Below are 20710 nucleotides of genomic sequence, written 5' to 3'. Positions count from 1 at the left end.
GTGGCAAACGCCTCCGGACAATTCGGTATTCCTTTTCGCAACATATGCGTGACATTTCTCCGCCACTGTGCCCTCGCGGTGGCCCAGCCGTATCGTCCGTACTAGCGTCGAGGGGTGGCAGTGAGTCTGTTGGGGAAGGCCGGACACGCACCGGCCGCACGCGAATCAGGATTTGCCGCGCATCGAGCGGGCGTGGACCGCCTATTGGCGAGTTACCGCGCGATACCCGAGCACGCCAACGTCCGGTTGGCGAAAAAGACCTCGAACCTTTTCCGCGCCAGGGCCGCGAACAACGCGCCCGGTCTCGACGTCTCCGGACTGACCCGCGTCATCGCGGTGGACCCGGTCGCCAAGACCGCCGACGTGGCGGGCATGACCACCTACGAGGAACTGGTGGCCGCCACCCTCCCGTACGGGCTGGCGCCACTGGTCGTTCCGCAGCTCAAGACGATCACCCTCGGCGGCGCGGTCACCGGTCTCGGCATCGAGTCCACCTCGTTCCGCAACGGCCTACCGCACGAGTCCGTGCTGGAAATGGACGTGCTGACCGGCGCGGGCGAAATCCTCACCGTGACGCCGGACAACGAGTACGCCGATCTGTTCCGCGGTTTCCCGAACTCCTACGGCACGCTGGGCTACACCGTCCGGCTGAAGATCGAGCTGGAGGAGGTCGAGCCGTACGTCGCCCTGCGGCACGTGCGGTTTCACGATCTGCGGGAGCTGGAGTCGACCCTCGCCGCGATCGTCACGGACCGGACCTTCGACGGCGAGGGAGTCGACTACCTCGACGGCGTCGTGTTCTCCGCCGACGAGAGCTACCTGACGCTGGGCCGCCGGACCGACGAGCCGGGCCCGGTCAGCGACTACACCGGGATGGACATCTACTACCGGTCGATCCAGCACGACGGCGCCGAGCCCCGACGCGACCGCCTGACCATCCACGACTACCTGTGGCGCTGGGACACCGACTGGTTCTGGTGCTCCCGCGCGTTCGGCGCGCAGAACCCGAAGATCCGCCGGTTCTGGCCGAAACGCTACCGGCGCAGCAGTTTCTACTGGAAACTCATAGCGCTGGACCACAAATACGACATCGGCGACAAACTGGAGGCCCGCAAGGGCAATCCGCCACGGGAGCGGGTCGTGCAGGACATCGAGGTACCGGTGGATCGCACCGCCGACTTCGTGGAATGGTTTCTGCGCGAGATCCCGATCGAGCCGATCTGGCTGTGCCCGCTGCGTTTGCGCGACACCGGCGAGGCGGACCGGCCGGGCGGACGCCCCTGGCCGCTGTATCCCCTGGAGCCGGACCGAACCTACGTCAACGTCGGATTCTGGTCGGCCGTGCCCACCGTCGCCGGGCAGCAAGAGGGAGCGGCCAACCGCGCCATCGAACGCACGGTGACCGACTTCGACGGTCATAAGTCGCTGTACTCGGATTCCTACTACGGCAAGGATGAGTTCGCGGCGCTCTACGGCGGAAACACCTACACCGAACTGAAGAAACGCTACGACCCGAACCAGCGCCTGCTGGATTTGTATTCGAAGGCGGTGCAACGTAAATGACGACATTCAAGGACCGCTCCGATGTCTTCGCCGATCTCGGGACCAAGCTCAGCATCGCCGAGATCTTCGAGACCCTCGTCGAGGGCGAAGTCCCGATCCGGTTGACGGCCTACGACGGCAGCGCGACCGGGCCGGAGGATTCGGAGTTCGCGCTGGACATCCGGACGCCGCGCGGCATCAACTATCTCGCGACCGCCCCCGGCGACCTGGGCATGGCCCGCGCCTACATCGCGGGCGACATGACCACCACCGGCGTGCACCCGGGCGATCCGTACGAAATCTTGAAGGCGTTGGACGGGCTGAAGTTCCGCCGTCCGTCCGCACTGGCCCTGGTGACCATCGCACGCTCGCTGGGGTGGGAGCGGCTCAAGCCGGTCGCCCCGCCGCCGCAGGAGACGCTGCCGCGCTGGCGGCGCATCGCCTTCGAGGGCCTGCGCCACTCCAAGACCCGCGACGCCGAGGCCATCCATCATCACTACGACGTCTCGAACACCTTCTACGAGTACGTCCTCGGCCCGTCGATGACCTACACCTGCGCGGCCTATGGCGACGAGAGCTGGTCGCTGGAGCAGGCGCAGGAGAACAAGTATCGCCTGGTGTTCGAGAAGCTGCGGCTGAAGGAAGGCGACCGGCTGCTCGACATCGGCTGCGGATGGGGCGGCATGGTGCGCTATGCGGCCAAGCGCGGCGTCAAGGTGATCGGCGCGACGCTCTCGGCCGAGCAGGCGGACTGGGCGCAGAAGAAGATCGCCGAGGAAGGACTCTCCGATCTGGCCGAGGTGCGCCATTCCGACTACCGCGACGTCCCTGAGGGCGAATTCGACGCGGTGTCCTCGATCGGGCTCACCGAGCACATCGGGGTGCACAACTACCCGTACTATTTCGACTTCATCAAGGGCAAGCTGCGCGACGGCGGCCTGTTCCTCAACCACTGCATCACCCGCCCGGACAACACCCGCACCACCAAGGCGGGCGATTTCATCGACCGCTACGTGTTCCCGGACGGCGAGCTGATCGGTTCCGGCCGGATCATCTCCGAGATCCAGAACATCGGGCTCGAGGTGCTGCACGAGGAGAACCTGCGCGAGCACTACGCCCTGACGCTGCACGAGTGGTGCAAGAACCTGGTCGCCAACTGGGACGCCTGCGTCGCGGAGGTCGGCGAGGGCACCGCGAAGGTGTGGGGCCTGTACATGGCCGGGTGCCGCCTAGGCTTCCAGCGCAACGTGGTTCAGCTGCACCAGGTGCTCGGCGTCAAACTGCCCGCCGACGGTGACTGGACGGTGCCGTTGCGGCCGTGGTGGCAGCCGTAACCCGGCTTCCGTCAGAAGACTTGACTGCCCGCCCCGTCCAGGAGTTCGTCCAGGAACCGGGCGGGCAGTTCGGTGTCGCCGAGCTGTAGCGGAGTGGGGAGATCGGCGCGCAGCACGCGCAGGATGCCGACCACGCCCGGGCCTGCGTCCAGCAGCGGCCTGGTCCAGCCGAGGTCGGCGCAGGTCGCGAGGGAGGGCAGCAGCAGGTTCGTCGCCTCGCCGACCCAGCCTGCCGCGGCCAGGCATTCCGCCAGCAGCAGCGCCGCGTCCAACTGCGCGCGCGGGCGGTGCTTTTCGCGGGTGTGATCGTGCAGCGCGCGGGCGCGGCGCACCGCCCGGTCGTCGGTGCCGAGCCGGTGTTCGGCGAGCAGCGCGCGGATCGCGGCGAGCTCCTCGGCTTCGGCGGTGAGCAGGGCGGCGCCGGTCAGCCGATGCCCGGCCTGTAGTGGCGTGGACTCACCCGGATCGGTGTACCGGCGATCCGCGGCCTCCGACGGCATGCCGAGGCGCAGCCGTTCGGCCCTGATGTGCGCGGCCAACCGAGTCAACCGGTTGTCGGCGGCGATGCGCGCGCCCTCCTCCAGCCGGGTGGCGGCGGTGTACAGGTCGCCACGGACCGCCTTGACCCGGGCGCCGACGACGAAGGTGGAGATCAGGAAGTCGACCGGGCCGATTCGGGTGACCAGCTCGTGACTCTCGTCCAGCAGCCGGTCGGCGGCATCCAGATCCCCTCGGCGGTAATTCATTTCGCCGAGCAGTGCGGCGGCCACGCGCACCGCGTGCGAGCGCGGGCCGGAGCGCTCGCGCGCGGACTCCCACGCCTGCTGGAAGCTACGGGTAGCGGTGGCGACGTCGAGCTGCTCGTAGGCGGCCGCGCCTCGGCCGCAGCGGCCGAAGACCGTGCCGAGCGGGTCCTTGGAGCGCTCGTGGTACTCCTCGGCCCATTCCTGCATCTTCCTCGCGCCCTCGAAGTCGAACTCGCACAGGCGCACGAAGGTGGTCAGGTTCGCCGCGGTCGAGACCGTCCACGCGGGCAGGTCGTCCGGCTGCTGCAGGCAGTCGGCCACCCGAGCGCACACGCCCTCGGTATGGTCGCGCGCGATCTGGTCGGAAGCGGCGAGCACCGCCGCCTGGCAGCGCTGCACGCGCACGTCGGCGTCGCCGGAGGAGCCGCGGGCCAGGATGTTGGACAGCCTGCCCAGCGCGTTGCGCGCGGCACCGGACTGCTGCAGGTTGACGTTCGCCCTGGCCACCGCCATCAGCAGCTTCGAGCGCGAGGCCACCTGCTGCATCGGCAATTTCGACACGCTGCCCAGCAGGGTGGCGAGCCGGGATCCGTCGATCAGATCCATCCCGCCGCTCTCGAGCAGGTCCAGGGCCATCTTCAGGTCGGTCGCGGCCAGCGCGTGGTCGACCGACTTGCGCAGCAGCTGATGCTCGGCATACCAGCGAGACGCCTTGCGGTGCAGTGACTTGAGCTTCCCCGGGTGGACGCGTTCGAGCCGGGTCCGCAGATGCTCGGCGAACAGCGGCTGCATCCGGAACCACTCCGGATCGTGCTCGATGCGCCGCAGGAACAGCTCCCGTTGCTCAGCCTGCTCGAGCAGCTGCTCGGCCTCCGGCTCCTCCGACAGCGCCGCGGCGAGCGAGCCGCACACCCGCTCGGTCACCGCGATCGACATCAAGAACTCGAGCATCCTCGGTTCCAGGGTGTCCAGCACGTTCTCGGCGAGGTACTCGCGGATGCCGTGGTTGCCCTCCGAGAGCGTGGCGATCAGCTGCGCGGGGTCCGCGTTGCCGCGCAGCGAGAGGCCGACCAGCTGGATGGCGGCGGGCCACCCGTCGGTGGCGGTGTGGATCTCGGTCACCTGCTCGGGGGTGAGGTCGAATCCGTTGCGCTCCACCAGGATCTGCCGGGTCTCCGCCTCGGTCAGACGCAACGCGGCCGAGCCGATCTCCACCAGTTCGTCGTGCACGCGCATCCGGCTCGTCGGCAGGCCGGACTGCTCCCGGCTGGTCACGACGAAACGCAGATGATGGCAGCCGTTGTCCAGCAGGGCTTCCATCGCGCGATGCGCGCCCGCGTCGGTGATCCGATGCCAGTCCTCGACGATCACCACGACCGTCCTGCCCGCGGCATGGATCTCGTCGATCAGCGTGGGAATCACGAACGCGGCGGCATCGGCGGGCCGTTCCTCCAGCACCTGCTCCAGCCCGTCGCCGACGTCCGGGTGCACCCGGCGGATCGCCTGGATCAGATGGGCCAGGAACCAGATCTCGTTGTCGTCGTCGCGGTCGACACCGATCCAGGCGATCGCGGCGTCGTCTTCGGCGATTGCGGCGCGCCACTGCGCGGCGAGCGTGCTCTTGCCGAACCCCGCCGGGGCATGGATCACCGCCAGCCTGCGCCGGCCACCCCCACGCAGGATGTCCAGCAGACGCGGCCGCGGTATCGGCTCCCGGGTGGGCGTGGGTGGACGGAATTTGGTCACGGCCGTCGGCGGCAACGTCGACGGGTGCTGCGAGACGGCGGGCCGCAGCGTCAAGGGCCAGCTGCGCCGTGCGGTGACGGCGGGACGGGAGCCGGTCCACGCGGCGGTCGGCTCGCCGAAGGCGGTCGTGGTCGTCGCTTCGGCCTCGAGCGTGGTGTCCAGCAGCGCCATCTCGTCCGGCAACTGATCGTGGCCGCGCTGCACCGCGCGCAGCATCTCGCCGAACTCGTAGGCGCTGGCCGGGCGATCCCGCGGACTCGGCGACATGGCCTGTTCGATGACGGTGGCCACATCCGGCGGAATGTCCTGTTCGCGCAGGTCCGGTACCGGCTGCGTGGTGATCCGCAGGAACTGCGCGACCACCCGCTCACCCGCTTGCCGCTCGAAGGCCGCGTGCCCGGTGAGCAAGGCGAACAACGTCGAGCCGAGGCCGTAGACATCGGAGCGGATGGTCGGCTCGTCGCCTTTGAGAACCTCCGGGGCGGTGAACGCGGGCGACCCGGTGATCAAGCTGCTGGAGGTTTGGAAGCCGCCCGGAATGCGGGCGATGCCGAAATCGGTCAGCTGCGGCTCGCCATAGCCGCTGAGCAGGACATTGGCCGGTTTCACGTCCCGGTGCAGGATCCGGGCACGGTGCGCGCTCTCGATCGCGCCCGCCAGCTTCACCCCGGCTCGCAGCGAGTCCGCCCAGGTCAACGGGCCTTGATCACGGATCAGCTTTTCCAGCGAGCCATGGGTGCAGTACGGCATGACGATGAGGGGCATTCCGGTCGCCGTCACGTCCACCTGCAGGATGTCGACGATGTTCGGATGGCCGGACAGCCTGCCCATGGCTTGTTCCTCGCGCAGGAACCGCTCCCGGCTCTCCGGATCGATCTCCGACGACAGCACTTTTACCGCCACCACCCGGTCCAATGCGGTCTGGATGCAGCGATACACCACCCCGAACCCGCCCCGGCCGATCTCCACCGCACCCGACAGGCCCATCGCCTCGAGTTCGTCGGCGATGGCGAGCGGCGTCAGACGCTGCGTATGCGATTCGGCCGCAGGAGATTCGGGACGCACCCGGCCCGAACGCGTCTGTGGATTCATGTGATCACCTCGAACTCACATCGAATCGGCGACATCGGCGACCAACTCCGCGCCGACCCCGGACGCGGGTGTCCGATATGTCTGCGCATACTCCAACGTAGCGCGGTGCGCGAGCACGCGGGAGATCTTTCGGAACAGGAAGGCTCGTGTCCGCGGTCCGCGCGTTTCGCGCCGATCAACGCCCGATCACGGGAACGCCGTCAGAGCGTTGTTCGGCGGCCGACCGGACGCGCGAGGTGGCTGTTCGACTACTCGACCGGCAGCTACGCCGAGGACCTACGCGACGGCGAGGGTGATCACCTGCGTGACCTGGTCGCTGTCGAAATTGTCGTCGCTGACCAGAACCAGGGTGCGTTCGCCGGAAGGCAGCCGGGGCCCCCAGGTCATGCCCTCCACATTGTCGACGGTGGAGAGCCCCACGTCGTCGAGATCGACCAGCAACCGTTTCGCCACCGGACGCGCCGCGCCGATCGGGCCATCGAGGATATCGGTCGCGGCGCTCAGATCGGCCTCGTAGATACGGATCTTGTTGCCCGCGCCATATGAAAAGGACCGTTCCAGCACAAGAACTTTCGTGGGGTCCAGCGGATCGGCGGCCAGAAGGGAAGCGATCCCGGTTCCTCCGCGGCCGGGCTCGGGGCGCGACTCGGCGAAGACCGGCTCCATCGGATAGGCGTACTGAGCGAGCAGGGGGCCGGATCGGGCCTGAACGGTGATCCGCGCGACCGCGCCACTCGTCGTGGTCGCCGCCGGGCCGTCCGGCAGCAGCGGTCCTTCCGTGGCGGTCACGAACAACGCGCCCGCGGCGAGGAAGGTCGCGGCCTCCAATCCCTGGTTCTGCCGCGGGCCCGAGCCGGGACGCATGCGTTCGTTTTCCGGGATCGGCAGCTCACCGGCGTACGAACCGTCCGGGTGCGTGATCCGCACCGAGGGGTCCGCGAGAACCGCTCCGTCGCGCTCACCTTCCTGCGTCCAGTAGTAGTCGCCGGTCCACGGGTCGACCCGGATCTCCTCCGGGTCCGCCGACATCGGCGGGTAGGGGACGCCCGCCGCGGTCAGCAGCGGCCGGGTGCCGGTGAACGTCATCGGTCCCACCCCGCGCTCGCCGACCTCGATACGCGCGGTGTAGTACCGCGCGGGGTTCTTGTTCGACCGATCGTCGCTGATCAGCACGAATTCACCGGTGCGTGCCGAGTAGTCGATCCCGGAGAGGCCGCCCACGGTGGTGCCGTCGAAGTCCTGGCCCGATGCGATCACTTGCTCGCCAAGCAACCGCACCGAGGGCGCCGCCGCGGGATCGGCGCCGGCCACCGGGGCCGAGGCGAGCGCGAGGGCACAACCGGCGATCAGAACATGACGACTACATCTCCGCACGAGTGCCAACCTATCCGGCCGAACGGACGCGAAGATGAACGGGCCGGAAAACGACGGAAGCCCGCCACCGCGAAAAGCGATGGCGGGCTTCGCCGTTGATTACGGCGCGAGACTACTTACGCAGCGAGGCCGGAACCTCGAAGCGCTCGCCGTAGGTCTTGGCGAGGTAGTCGGCGCGTGCCACGAAGGCCTCCTGGCCACCCGGGTAACCGACGATGAACTGGTGCACACCACCGGTCCAGGCCGGGAAGCCGATGCCGAAGATGGAGCCGATGTTGGCGTCGGCGGTGGAGGTGAGCACGCCCTCGTCGAAGCACTTCTGGGTCTCGATCGCCTCCGCGAACAGCATGCGGTCGATCAGATCCTGCAGCGGGACGCCGAAGTCCGCGGTGGTCTTGAAGTGCTCGCGCAGGCCCTCCCACAGACCGGTGCGCTTGCCGTTCTCGTCGTACTCGTAGAAGCCCGCCTTCTCCAGGCGGCCCGGACGACCCTCGGCCACCATGTAGTCGATGACGTCCTGCGCCGGGTGCCGCTTGACGCCCAGGGTGGTGTCGCCCGCCTGAGCGGCCTCCAGGGTCTCCTTCGCGATCTTCTGCATGAGCTTCATGTTCAGCTCATCCGACAGCTGCAGCGGCGCGGCCGGGTAGCCCGCCTGCAGACCGGCCTGCTCGATGGTGGCGGGCTCGATGCCCTCGTTGAGCATGGCGATCGCCTCGTTGACGAAGGTGCCGATCACGCGCGAGGTGAAGAAGCCGCGGCTGTCGTTGACGACGATCGGGGTCTTCTTGATCGCGAGGGTGTAGTCGAACACCCGGGCCAGCGCCTCGTCCGAGGTCTTCTCACCCTTGATGATCTCCACCAGCGGCATCTTGTCGACCGGCGAGAAGAAGTGGATGCCGATGAAGTCCTCCTGGCGCTTCACGCCGGTCGCCAGACCGGTGATCGGCAGGGTGGAGGTGTTCGAGCCGAGCAGCGCGTCGGGGGTGACGATGTCCTCGATCTCCTGGAACACCTTGTGCTTGAGCTCGGTGTTCTCGAAGACGGCCTCGATGACGAAATCGACGCCCGCGAAGTCGGCCGCGTCCGCGGACGGCTTGATCCGGTCCAGCAGCGCCTTGGACTTCTCCTCGGTGGTCTTGCCGCGGGACAGCGCCTTGGCCTCGATCTTCTCCGAGTAGTTCTTGCCGCGCTCGGCCGCCTCGATCGTGACGTCCTTCAGCACGACCTCGTAGCCCGCCTTGGCGGAGACGTAGGCGATGCCCGCGCCCATCATGCCCGCGCCGAGCACGCCGACCTTCTTGATCTCCTTCTTCGGCACGTCCTTCGGCCGCGAGCCACCGTTGTTGATGGTCTGCAGGTCGAAGAAGAACGCCTGGATCATGTTCTTCGCGACCGGGCCGGTGAGCAGGTGTACGAAGTAGCGCGACTCGATCAGCGACGCGTTGTCGATGTCGACCTGCGAGCCCTCGACCGCGGCCGACATGATGGCGCGCGGGGCGGGCATGTTCGCACCCTTGATCTGCTTGCGCAGGTTGGCCGGGAACGCGGGCAGGTTCGCCGCGAAGGCCGGGGAGGACGGGGTGCCGCCGGGGATCTTGAAGCCCTTCTTGTCCCAGGGCTGCACGCCGCCCTCGGGGTTGGCCTTGATCCACGCCTTGGCCGCGGGGACCAGCTCCTCGATCGAACCGACGAGCTCGTCGATCAGGCCGATCTCCTTGGCCTTGGCCGGCTTGTTGCGCTGGCCCTGCAGCAGCACCTGCATCAGGGCGTTCTGCAGGCCCAGCATGCGCACGGTGCGGATGACGCCGCCGCCCGCGGGCAGCAGGCCGAGGGTCGCCTCCGGCAGACCGATCTGCGAGCCCGGCACGTCCGCCGCGATGCGGTGATGGGTGGCCAGCGCGATCTCCAGACCGCCGCCGAGCGCGGCGCCGTTGATGGCGGCGACGACCGGCTTGCCCAGCTGCTCCAGGCGACGCAGGGCGCTCTTGATCTCGGTGAGCTCGTCCATCAGCGCCTGGGCGTCGTCCGGGCCGACCTTCATCATGTTCTTCAGGTCGCCGCCGGCGAAGAAGGTCTTCTTCGCGGAGGTCAGGACGACACCGGTGATGTTGTCCTTCTCCGCCTCGAGCCGCTCGACGGTGGCCGTCATCGACTTCTTGTACAGCTCGTTCATCGTGTTGGCGCCCTGGTTCGGGTCGTCCATCGTCAGCACGACGATGCCGTCCGAATCCTGCTCCCAACCGATCATGTTGGTTTCGCTCACAGCTCTGTGTCTCCTTGTGAAAATAGCTGTCGGTTGGGAATCAGACCCGCTCGATGATGGTGGCCACGCCCATGCCGCCGCCGATGCACAGGGTGATCAGCGCGTAGCGGCCGTTGCGGCGCTCCAGTTCGTCGACCATGGTGCCGGTGATCATCGCGCCGGTCGCACCCAGCGGGTGGCCCATCGCGATCGCGCCGCCGTTGACGTTGAGCTTCTCGTCCGGGACGTTCAGATCCTTCTGGAACTTCAGCACCACGGAGGCGAACGCCTCGTTGATCTCGACCAGGTCGATGTCATCGAGGGTCAGACCCGCCTTGGCCAGCACCTTCTTGGCGGCCGGGGTCGGACCGGTGAGCATGATGGTGGAGTCGGCGCCGCTGGTGGCGGTCGCGACGACGCGCGCACGCGGGGTCAGGCCGGAGGCCTTGCCCGCCTCTTCCGTGCCGACGAGCACGAGCGCGGCGCCGTCGACGATGCCGGAGCTGTTGCCGCCGTGGTGCACGTGGTTGATCTTCTCGACGAAGTGGAACTTCTGCAGCGCCACCGCGTCGAAGCCACCCATCTCACCGATCACGGCGAAGGACGGCTGCAGCTTGGCCAGGTCCTCGGCGGTGGTGCCGGGGCGCATGTGCTCGTCCTTGTCCAGCACGACGATGCCGTTCTGGTCCTTGACCGGGACGATCGACTTGGCGAAGTAGCCGCCGGTGGTGGCCTTGGCGGCCAGCTCCTGCGAGCGCACCGCGTAGGCGTCGACATCGTCGCGGCTGAAGCCCTCGATGGTGGCGATCAGGTCGGCGGAGACGCCCTGCGGGACGAAGTAGGTGTCGTAGTTGGTGGCCGGGTCCAGCGCCCAGGCGCCGCCGTCGGAGCCCATCGGCACGCGCGACATCGACTCGACGCCACCGGCGATGACCAGGTCGTCGAAGCCGGAGCGGACCTTCTGGGCGGCCAGGTTGACGGCCTCGAGGCCGGACGCGCAGAAGCGGTTGAGCTGGAAGCCGCCGACGGTGTCGGGCAGGCCGGCCACGGTGACCGCGGTGCGGGCGATGTCGGCGCCCTGATCGCCGACCGGCGCCACCACGCCGAGGATCAGGTCGGAGATCCGGTCCTCGTCGAGGTTCGGGAAGCGGCCGCGCAGCTCCTGGATCAGACCAACAGTCAGGTCGATCGGCTTGACCGAGTGCAGCGAGCCGTTCTTCTTGCCACGGCCGCGCGGGGTGCGGATGGCCTCGTAAATGTAGGCCTCTGTGGTCATATCGGAGTGTTCCTTCCTCAATGTGCGGCGGCCGGACATTCGTCCGTCCGAGCGCTCCTTGCGGTCGGCCGGCACGTTCGTCCGTCCGAGCGCTCCTTGCGGTCGGCCGGCACGTTCGTCCGTCCGAGCGCTCCTGTGCGACCGGCCGGCACGTTCGTCCCGTCCGAGCGCTGGTGTGCGGCGACACCGCGGGTGCGGCGTGGCTGCGGATGACCTCGCCGACCGGCCTTGCGACCGACCGTTCCTAACGCTGTACAAAACCAGGCAAGCAACAGCGGACGCACGTCCCGGTCGCTCGTACGCCTGGGCATACCATAGAACGTCGGCGTACCGAAGCTCACGGCTACCCGCTCATACTACCGTGGAGTGCGAACTCCGGTTAACTTAACGTCGTCGGAACGGTGGTTGTCAACCATCCAGCCGTGTGGCACCCAGCTCACTCTTCAGCAATTCGAGGGCGACCTCGTCCGGGTCGCGCCGGTCGCCGGGAGCGACCGGATCGGCCGCGGCGGCCATCATCTCCTGCTCCTCTTCCGGCGTCGAGGCGGGGACGACGCCGTCACCGCCCCAACCGCGGCTGCTCGCGGCGTCGTTTCCGCTCGGTTCGGCGTCGTACGGCGGCGGAGGGTCCGCGGGACCGGGATCGTCCGGGAGGTCGGGGTAGTCGGGCGGCGGGATGTCGTCTTCCGCGGGATACGGGCGCTGGTTCGCGCCGGTCGCGCGCGAGCGCGCGTTGCCCGGCTTGTCGGCGCCCGCGTTCCGGGTCTGGCTCGGGCGTGAGAACCGCGGCGGGGCGGCGGCATCCGGAGTACGGCCTGCCGCGTTGCCGGATTCACGTCCCGGCTGATTGCCCGCCTGCCCGCGGGCGCGGTTCCCCGCACCGCCGGACCGGGGCGCAGCCGCGGGACGTGGCGCCGCACCGCCCGCTTCCCAGCGCACCTCGTGGTCGCGACCGAGCACCGCCCGCACCGCGGACCGCACCGCTTCCAGATTCCGCGGATCGGACAATCGCTGCGCGAGCGGCGCGTGCTGATGGGCGAAGACGATGACCTCGCCCTCCACCCGGGCGACCGACGCACCGGCGAGCATCGCCTGCACGGCCGCACCGAACTCGCGCACCTTGGCCCTGATATCCGCCCAGCCGGCTTCCACCTCACGCAACAGATCACCGCTCGGCGCGGGGGAAGGACCAGCGGCGGGCTCCGATGACGGCGCGCCGGTCGCACCGGACGCAGGCGCGGCAGTCGCGGACGCGGCGGGCGCGCCAGATGTAGACACGCCGGGCGCGCCAGACGCAGACCCGGCAGTCGCGGCGGTCGCAGACGCGGCAGTCGCACCGGACACAGACGGGGCAGTCGCGGACGCGGCGGGCGCGCCAGATGTAGACGCGCCGGGCGCGCCAGACGCAGACCCGGCAGTCGCGGCGGTCGCAGACGCGGCGGTCGCGCCAGACGCAGACGCGGCGGTCGCACGGGACGCGGATGCGTCGGATCGATCCCGATCACCGCGCCCGGCAGCAGATGTTCGCGCGGCGGTCGAATCGACAGCCTCGGGATCGCGCCCGGCGGCCGGGCCCGACATCTGTGCGCCCGATGCCCGAGAATCCGCTGCCTGCGCGGCCGAAGAAAGCCCCGAACCCTCGACATCGCCGGAAATCCGCTGTGGCGCCTCGAATTCGGAAGGCACGCGCCTCGCTCCTGCACTCGCACCGCCGGCGACGGTGACGTCAGGCGCCCCGGAGGCGGTGGACGCGTCGGCCGTTCCGCTCTGCGGAGTCCCGAAGGCCGCGCTCGACCCTCCCGATGTCATCCCTGCCGACCCGCTGCCGGATCCGGCATCGAAGCCCGGCTCGGCGACCGGCGCAATACGATCCGCGCCACCCTCGACACCCACACCCGGCCCAACCGAGTCCGTGTCCGACGCACGATCGGCGGATGTCGGCAGAGGACCTCCTGCGTCGCCCGCAGATTCGCCACCACCGACAGAGGCTCCGCCACCGGGCACTACGGCAGTGGAACCGCCGGTACCGACCCCTCCGACCGGCGCGGGACTATCGCCGATTCCGGCATCCACGGACGCACCTGCGACACGCCCCGCCCCCTCCACACCACCGGTCCGCGCAGTACCTCCGGCCGGAGCAGTACCTCCGGCATGCGCCGTCCCGTCAGCCCCACCAGCCTGCCCCGCACCTCCAGCGAGGGCAGCACCTTCAGCACGCACCGCCTCTTCCCCGCCAGTCCGCCCCTGGCCTTCGACAGGTGCGGCCCCACCCGCACGCACCGACCCCTCCGAACCACCGGCGTGCCCCGCACCTCCAGCGGGGCCAGCCCCTCCGGCTTCGGAAGCGCTCCCTCCGCCACCAGCCCCCCGGTTCTCGCGGCGAATCGCGGCCAGCGCCTCTGCCCCACGGCGGCGGGGCGGGTCCGACGGAGACCCGGCCGCAGCCGGCGGCTGGGAAAGAGCAGCTGACGGGGACGCGGCGGGGGCAGCGGCGAACGAGCCACCCGCCAAACCACGCTCCAGCCGTTCCAATCGCTGCAGCGTGGCGGATTCGGTGTCCGACACCGACGGCAGCAGCATGCGTGCGCAAACGACTTCGAGCAGCAGTCGCGGCGCCGTCGCACCGCGCATCTCCCCGAGACCTTCGTGCAGCAGCTCGGCGTAACGAGTCAGGGTGGCCGAGCCCAGTCGCGCGGCTTGGTCGCGCATCCGCTCGAGCACGTCGCCGGGGCCGGTGACCAGACCGCGTTCGGTGGCGTCGGGCACGGCGCGCAGGAGAATCAGGTCGCGGAAGCGATCGAGCAGGTCGACGGCGAAACGACGCGGGTCGTGGCCCGCTTCCATCACCCGGTCGACAGTGCCGAACAACACGGCGCCGTCGTCGGCGGCCAGCGCCTCGACCGCGTCGTCGATCAATGCCACGTCGGTGACGCCGAGCAGCGAGACCGCGCGGGCATAGGTGACGCCCTCCGGCCCCGCGCCCGCCAGCAGTTGGTCGAGCACGCTCAGGCTATCGCGCGGCGAACCGCCGCCCGCGCGAATCACCAAGGGGTACACCGCTTCTTCGACCGGCACGTGCTCCTGCTCGCAGATCCGGCCGAGCAGTCCGCGCATCGTTGCGGGCGGCAGCAGCCGGAACGGGTAATGGTGCGTGCGCGAGCGGATGGTGGGCAGCACCTTGTCCGGCTCGGTGGTGGCGAAGATGAAGATCAGATGCGCGGGCGGCTCCTCGACGATCTTGAGCAGCGCGTTGAATCCGGCGGTGGTCACCATGTGCGCCTCGTCCACGATGAACACGCGGTACCTGGATTCGGCGGGTGCGTAGAAGGCGCGGTCGCGCAATTCCCTGGTGTCGTCGACGCCGCCGTGGCTCGCGGCGTCGAGTTCGATGACGTCCAGGTTGCCCGGACCGCCGGGGCCGAGCGCGACGCAGGACGGGCAGGTGCCGCACGGCGTCGAAGTGGGCCCCTCCGCGCAGTTCAGCGATCTGGCGAGAATGCGCGCGGACGACGTCTTGCCGCAGCCGCGCGGACCGGAGAACAGATAGGCATGACTGATCCGCCCCGTGTCGAGCGCGGTACTCAGCGGGTCGGTGACGTGCTCCTGACCCACCACCTCAGCGAACGTTGCCGGTCGGTACTTCCGGTACAGAGCCACGGCCAGAGGTTACCGGCGACTACCGACAAAGGACATTCCCGCCTGGTGCGCCGTTCCGAGCCGGTGCGGCGGCCATAGATGTGATACAAGTCACAACATTCGCGCCGCCTTCTTCGATGGTCAGCCGGGCTACACAAGGTGGCAACCTTCGAGCTATCGCTCATGCCGACCGAGCGAATTCGGAACTTCGCGGCCACGCCACCCCCGCCGATCTGGAAAATATGAACTCACACCCCGCTTTACCGCGACTTTTTGGAGATAACGAAACTGTCACCAAGGGTGACACCGATGCAATCAGCTGGCTAACGTGGCATTCGGCAACTTCGGTAGCCAAACCTTCATCAGGTTGGTGACCCCGGCCGGTCCCTCATCCCGACCGGGGCACAACCAACAGAGCTCGGCCCACGGGTGACCAGCGCCAATTCCCACTTCCACCGGAGGACCGTCCACCGTGTCGTGTGACGACATCGCCGCCGCCTGGCTGTCCAGCACCGATTTCGCAGGCGACCGCTCCGCCGTCGCCCTTTTGAGCCGCGCCATCAGCCCGCAGGAGTTCGCGATCAAGCGCGACTCGCTGCCGGTGACCGCGGCAGCCGATCCGGCCACCGCCGCCGCCATCCTCGAACTCCTCGAACGCGGTCAGGTGCCCACCATGGCCGCGATCCGCACCCTCACCGCGCAGAACGAGATGCGCCGCGAGGCCGAGCGCATCGAACGTCTCGGCAGACGCGCGCAGCGCAGCATCGATGACTTCGGCCGGGCGCTCGCCAAACTGGCCGACGCGCACTGGACCGCGCACGGCTACGGACCCACCCGCCGCGACGTACTGTGCAGCGAGCAGATCATGACGCTGATCCGCACCCGCGTCGGCAATATCGCGCCGGCGGCGGTCAAACACCTCTGGCTGATCGAGCGGGCCCAGCGTGCCGGGTGGATCGCTTCGAACGCCAACCCCCGATCCCTTTGCGCCGCACGGCGTTTCTACGCCGCCCAGTACGGCAACCGAGTCTCGCTGCGCCCGGTGAACACCATCGGCACCGCGATCGCGACCTACCTCGCCGACTACCTGGACGAGCACGGCCGCGCGCCGCGCTGGTCGGTGGTCGCGCAAGAACTGCGCGACGACCGGGGCCGCCGGATCTTCCACAACACCGCCGACGCCCGCGCCCAGCAGCTCTGGCTGACCACCGCGGAGTGGGTGGAGATGCGTGAGGACCTCCCCGTGCCCGGGCGGAGGGGGTTGCGGGCCATCCGTAAGTCCCGCGGCTGACGTCGGGGACACCACGCGGGATCGACAACATAGGTTAACGCCGTTACTCTAACGCTGTTAGCCTAACGAGCGGAGCCGCGATGCTGACCCGGATTGCCCGTTTCACCACCCGATCTCCGCGCACCGTGCTGGCCGCCGCATTGGCCATCGCCCTGTTGTGCGGCGTCTTCGGAGCCACCGCACCCGCGCACTTGAAATCCGGCGGTTTCACCTCGGACGACGCCGAATCCGCGCAGGTCACCGAGCTGATCGCGGACAACTTCGCCGGCGCGGCGCCCAACTTCGTCCTGCTGGTCGGTTCCGAGGCGGGCGCGGACGATCCGGCCACCAAAGCGGCGGGTGTCGGGCTGGCCGATGCGCTCAAGACGCGCGCGGACGTGCAGGGCGTCCAGTCCTACTGGACCACGCCGCAGCCGTTGGCGAACGCGTTGCGCAGCACCGATGGCAAGAGCGCCCTGGTCGTCGCCTACCTCGACGGCGACGAAACGCAGGTGCAGCAGACCGCTGGCGAACTGGAGCGGCAGTTCGCAGGCGTCTCCGACGGCATCACGGTCCGGCAAGGCGGCATCGCCGCGATCTACCACGACGTCACCGAGCAGACCACGCGCGACCTCGCGCTGGCCGAGGGCGTCGCGGTGCCGCTGTCGATGATCGTGCTGGTCCTGGTGTTCGGCAGCCTCGTCGCCGCCGCCCTCCCGCTGACCATCGGCATCTTCGCCATCCTGGCGACGCTGGCGATCCTGCGCCTGTTCACCCTGTTCACCGATGTCTCGATCTACGCGCTGAACATGACGACGGCAATGGGCCTGGCGCTGGCCATCGACTCCAGCCTGTTCATCGTCAGCCGATTCCGGGAAGAACTCGCGCACGGCCTCGATCCGGCGGCGGCCACCATTCGGTCGGTGCAGACCGCGGGGCGCACGGTGCTGTTCTCCGCGCTCACCGTCGCGCTGTCGATGGCCGTGCTGAGCGTGTTCGACCTGTACTTCCTGAAGAGTTTCGCCTACGCGGGCGTCGCGGTCGTCGCCGCGGCGGCGGCCGCCTCGATCGTGGTGTTGCCCGCCGCGCTGGTCCTGCTCGGACATCGCGTGAACTCCCTCGACCTGCGGGCTCCATTGCGACGCCTGTTCCGCCGCGGCGCGCCCGCACCCGGCCCACGCGCTCCGGAGGACAGCGGCTGGTACCGGCTGGCCGGTGTGGTCATGCGGCACGCGGCGCCGGTCGCCATCGTGATCATCGCGCTGCTGCTGGCGCTCGGCGCACCGTTCCTCTCGGTGAAATTCGGCTACCCGGACGACCGGGTACTGCCGGAAACCGCCTCCAGCCGCCAGGTCGGCGACGCCCTGCGCACCGAGTTCCCCCAGGCCGATCCGGTCGCGAGCACCACGATCGTGCTGGACGGCTATCGCGGCGACGCCGCGGCGCTCGGCGGGTACGCCGCCGAACTGTCCAAGGTCGACGGCGTGCCCGCGGTGCTGTCCGGAGCCGGGATCTACGCCGGCGGCGCGCGAGTCGCGGCAGCTCCGCCCGGAATGATCAACGACACCGGGACATACCTCAGTGTGGCCACCAAGCTCGACCCCTTCTCGCCCGCCGGTGACCGTCAGCTGAAGGAGATCCGGGCGATCCCGGCGCCCGGCGACGCGCTCTACGGCGGCGCGGCGGCGGCCAACGCCGACTCGCTGCACGCCCTGGCCTCCCGGCTGCCGCTCGCCGCCGCTCTGATCGCGCTGGCCACCTTCGTCGTGCTGTTCCTGTTCACGGGCAGCGTCCTGTTGCCGATCAAAGCGCTCTTGCTGAACACGCTGTCGCTGGCGGCCGCTTTCGGCGCGATGGTTTGGGTGTTCCAGGAGGGCCACCTGTCCGGACTGCTCGGGTTCACCCCGGTGGGATATCTGGTGCCCACCATGCCGATCTTGATGTTTTGCCTGGCCTTCGGCCTGTCCATGGACTACGAGGTGTTCTTGCTGTCACGGGTGCGCGAGGAATGGCTGGCCACGCACGACAACACCCGCGCGGTGGCGGTCGGCCTGGCCCGCACCGGCCGGATCTTCACCGCGGCCGCGATACTGATGGCGATCGTGCTCGGCGCCCTGGTGACCTCGAAGGTGTCGTTCATGCAGCTGCTCGGCCTCGGCCTCACGCTGACCGTGCTCGCCGACGCCACCATCATCCGCGGCCTGCTCGCGCCCGCGCTCATGCGCCTGCTCGGCCGGGCCAACTGGTGGGCGCCCGCACCGCTGGCCCGCCTGCACGCCAAGATCGGGCTGACCGAGGGCGAGGAGGACATCGCCGCCCGTCCACTGGAAACCGCGGGGCGCGCGTGATCGGTGGCAGGCGTCCGCGGTCGCCGCGCGGTTCCGGCGCCCAGCTGCGTGAGGAGATCCTGCGCGCGACGGCCGAGCTGCTCAGCAGGACCGGGCACGCCGACGCGGTCTCGATCCGCGCGGTGAGCAAGCTGGTCGGGGTGAGCGCGCCGTCGATCTACCGGCACTTCGCCGACAAGGACGAGCTCATCGAGGCGGTCGTCGCGCAGGTCTTCGAGGACCTCGCCGACGCGATGCGCGCCGCCACCGATCCCACCACCTCCCCCATGACCCAGCTGCACGATCAGGGCATGGCCTACGTCCGCTTCGCCCTCGAGCATCCCGAGCAGTACCGGCTGGCGACCGAGCCCACCGAGACCGGAGGCGCGGTGGACCAGGTCCTCACCAGCGGGGCCTTCCAGCATTTCGCGGCCACCGTGCGCAAGTGCATGGACGACGGGACGATGGCGCCGCGCGACCCGCTGCCGATCGTGCTGGAACTGTGGTCGGTGGCCCACGGCATCACCTCCCTGCTACTCGCCAAACCCTTCCTGCCCTGGGGCGATGCCGAAGCCGTCGCCTCGCGCGTGATGGGCGCCGCGTGCCTCGGCTACAGCGTGCTCGACCTGATCGGCGCCGACCCGCCGACAGCGGAGACGGTGACGCAGTGGCTGCGCGGCGTCCGGCAGGGCCGGTCTCCGGCCTGAACCGCGGAAACGCGCTTCGACCGATCGGCTGTCGGGCCGCGAGCGACCGTTCGGTAACTTCCTCGCAGCGCACGCGCGCGGAAGGAGTGAACCCGTGTCTGCAACCATCGACCCGGCGGCCACCGCCTGGCTACTGATCAGCACAGCCCTGGTCCTGCTGATGACCCCGGGCTTGGCGATTTTCTACGGCGGGATGGTGCGCTCGACCGGCGTGCTCAACATGCTGATGATGAACTTCATCGCGATCCCGCTGGTGACCGTGGTGTGGCTACTGCTCGGCTATAGCCTGGCGTTCGGCGACGACGCGGGCGGCGGCCTGATCGGCGATCTCGGCCACTTCGGCATGGCAGGCATCGACCCGACCTCGGTGCGCGGCTCGGTGCCGGAGCTGTTGTTCGCGACGTTCCAGCTCACCTTCGCCGTCCTGACCGCCGCGCTGGTCAGCGGCGCCATCGCCGATCGCGCCAAGTTCGCCGCGTGGATGATCTTCGTGCCGCTGTGGGCGCTGGCGGTGTACGCGCCGATCGCGCATTGGGTGTGGGGTCCGGACGGCTGGCTCGCCTCGTTCGGCGCTCTGGACTACGCGGGCGGGCTGGTGGTGGAGATCGCCTCCGGCGCGTCCGCCTTGGCCCTCGCGCTGGTGCTCGGCCCGCGCATCGGGTTCAAGACCGACGCGATGCGCCCGCACAACCTGCCGTTCGTGCTGCTCGGCGCGGGCCTGCTGTGGTTCGGATGGTTCGGCTTCAACGCGGGCTCGGCGCTGGCCGCCAACGGCCTCGCCGCGGCCGTCTTCTTGAACACCCTGGTGGCGGGCTGTCTCGGCATGCTCGGCTGGCTCGCGGTGGAGCAGATCCGCGACGGCAGGCCCACCACGTTCGGCGCCGCGTCCGGCGTGGTGGCCGGTCTGGTCGCCATCACGCCCTCGTGCGGATCGGTCAACACCTCGGGCGCCCTGCTGGTCGGGCTCGCGGCGGGCGTGGTGTGCGCGTTCGCGGTGGGTTTGAAGTTCAAGGCCGGTTACGACGATTCGCTCGACGTGGTAGGCGTGCACTTCGTCGGCGGCATCGTGGGCACCGTGCTGATCGGCCTGCTCGCCACCCAGGTGATGACCGGCGGCGTCGACGGCCTGTTCTTCGGCGGTGGCCTGGCTCAGCTGGGCAGGCAGCTGGTGGCGGTGCTCGTCGTGGCGGCCTACGCGTTCGGCGTCTCGTTCGCGCTCGGCAAGGGCATCGACCGGCTCGTCGGATTCCGGGTCAGCAAGGAGGATGAGGCCGCCGGAATCGATTTCGCGCTGCACGCCGAGACGGCGTATGCCGAAGGGGTGCACGGACACGCGCCGCGCCGTCTCGGCGAGGGGCATTTCGGGCGCCCGCACTCCGATCGCCCGCTCGACGACGATCAGCCGGACTGATCGGAAG

The 20710-nt window shown here is 69.2% G+C and carries 10 protein-coding genes and 1 pseudogene; 6 read left to right on the top strand and 5 right to left on the bottom strand.

What is annotated here, in order from left to right; all coding sequences use genetic code 11:
• Positions 1–120: 120 nt before the first annotated feature.
• Both IU450_RS05150 and IU450_RS05145 read left to right on the top strand, forming a co-directional pair.
• Positions 121–1563 carry an FAD-binding oxidoreductase gene (locus IU450_RS05150; protein ID WP_195148711.1) on the top strand — a complete coding sequence of 481 codons (1443 nt, stop codon included), beginning with the start codon at positions 121–123 and terminating at the stop codon, positions 1561–1563.
• Positions 1560–2876: a class I SAM-dependent methyltransferase gene (locus tag IU450_RS05145; RefSeq protein ID WP_195148534.1), complete on the top strand. Its 1317-nt coding sequence runs from the start codon at positions 1560–1562 to the stop codon at positions 2874–2876. The genes IU450_RS05150 and IU450_RS05145 overlap by 4 nt, the downstream gene beginning before the upstream one ends.
• A gap of 11 nt (positions 2877–2887) precedes the next feature.
• Here IU450_RS05145 and IU450_RS05140 read toward each other — a convergent pair whose 3' ends face one another.
• The 5 genes and pseudogenes from IU450_RS05140 to IU450_RS41255 form a co-directional block, all read right to left on the bottom strand.
• The gene (locus tag IU450_RS05140; RefSeq protein WP_195148533.1) at positions 2888–6460 is read right to left on the bottom strand and encodes a serine/threonine-protein kinase; all 3573 of its coding nucleotides are present in this window, start codon (positions 6458–6460) and stop codon (positions 2888–2890) included.
• A 276-nt stretch (positions 6461–6736) separates the two neighbouring features.
• Positions 6737–7834, bottom strand: coding sequence for an esterase-like activity of phytase family protein (locus tag IU450_RS05135; protein WP_195148710.1), 1098 nt, complete (start codon positions 7832–7834; stop codon positions 6737–6739).
• A 112-nt stretch (positions 7835–7946) separates the two neighbouring features.
• Positions 7947–10097, bottom strand: coding sequence for a 3-hydroxyacyl-CoA dehydrogenase NAD-binding domain-containing protein (locus tag IU450_RS05130; protein ID WP_324197531.1), 2151 nt, complete (start codon positions 10095–10097; stop codon positions 7947–7949).
• Positions 10098–10137: 40 nt separating this feature from the next.
• A complete protein-coding gene (locus IU450_RS05125) occupies positions 10138–11352 on the bottom strand; it encodes an acetyl-CoA C-acetyltransferase (RefSeq protein WP_063018946.1) in 1215 nt (404 codons plus the stop codon).
• Positions 11353–13374: 2022 nt separating this feature from the next.
• A pseudogene (locus IU450_RS41255) lies at positions 13375–15009 on the bottom strand (DNA polymerase III subunit gamma and tau); the annotation flags it as partial.
• A gap of 451 nt (positions 15010–15460) precedes the next feature.
• Between IU450_RS41255 and IU450_RS05115 the strand changes: the two are divergent.
• The 4 genes from IU450_RS05115 (at position 15461) to IU450_RS05100 (ending at position 20703) form a co-directional block, all read left to right on the top strand.
• Positions 15461–16279 (top strand): hypothetical protein, encoded by an 819-nt coding sequence (locus IU450_RS05115; protein ID WP_195148532.1) that lies wholly within the window; start codon positions 15461–15463, stop codon positions 16277–16279.
• A gap of 80 nt (positions 16280–16359) precedes the next feature.
• The gene (locus IU450_RS05110; protein ID WP_195148531.1) at positions 16360–18606 is read left to right on the top strand and encodes an MMPL family transporter; all 2247 of its coding nucleotides are present in this window, start codon (positions 16360–16362) and stop codon (positions 18604–18606) included.
• A complete protein-coding gene (locus IU450_RS05105) occupies positions 18603–19292 on the top strand; it encodes a TetR/AcrR family transcriptional regulator (RefSeq protein ID WP_195148530.1) in 690 nt (229 codons plus the stop codon). The genes IU450_RS05110 and IU450_RS05105 overlap by 4 nt, the downstream gene beginning before the upstream one ends.
• A gap of 94 nt (positions 19293–19386) precedes the next feature.
• Complete coding sequence (locus tag IU450_RS05100; protein ID WP_195148529.1) at positions 19387–20703, top strand: ammonium transporter; 1317 nt, start codon at positions 19387–19389, stop codon at positions 20701–20703.
• Positions 20704–20710 lie beyond the last annotated feature (7 nt).

The organism is Nocardia abscessus (assembly GCF_015477775.1).
GTDB classification, from domain to species: domain Bacteria; phylum Actinomycetota; class Actinomycetes; order Mycobacteriales; family Mycobacteriaceae; genus Nocardia; species Nocardia abscessus_A.
The sequence above is the reverse complement of the archived record's forward strand: the minus strand, read 5'-3'. Positions and strand labels throughout refer to the sequence as shown.

Bases quoted from the DNA above. Each gene is read 5' to 3' on its own strand.
- IU450_RS05145 (WP_195148534.1), top strand. From the start codon at position 1,560: ATGACGACATTCAAGGACCGCTCCGATGTCTTCGCCGATCTCGGGACC.
- IU450_RS05140 (WP_195148533.1), bottom strand. From the start codon at position 6,460: ATGAATCCACAGACGCGTTCGGGCCGGGTGCGTCCCGAATCTCCTGCG.
- IU450_RS05125 (WP_063018946.1), bottom strand. From the start codon at position 11,352: ATGACCACAGAGGCCTACATTTACGAGGCCATCCGCACCCCGCGCGGC.
- IU450_RS05110 (WP_195148531.1), top strand. From the start codon at position 16,360: ATGCTGACCCGGATTGCCCGTTTCACCACCCGATCTCCGCGCACCGTG.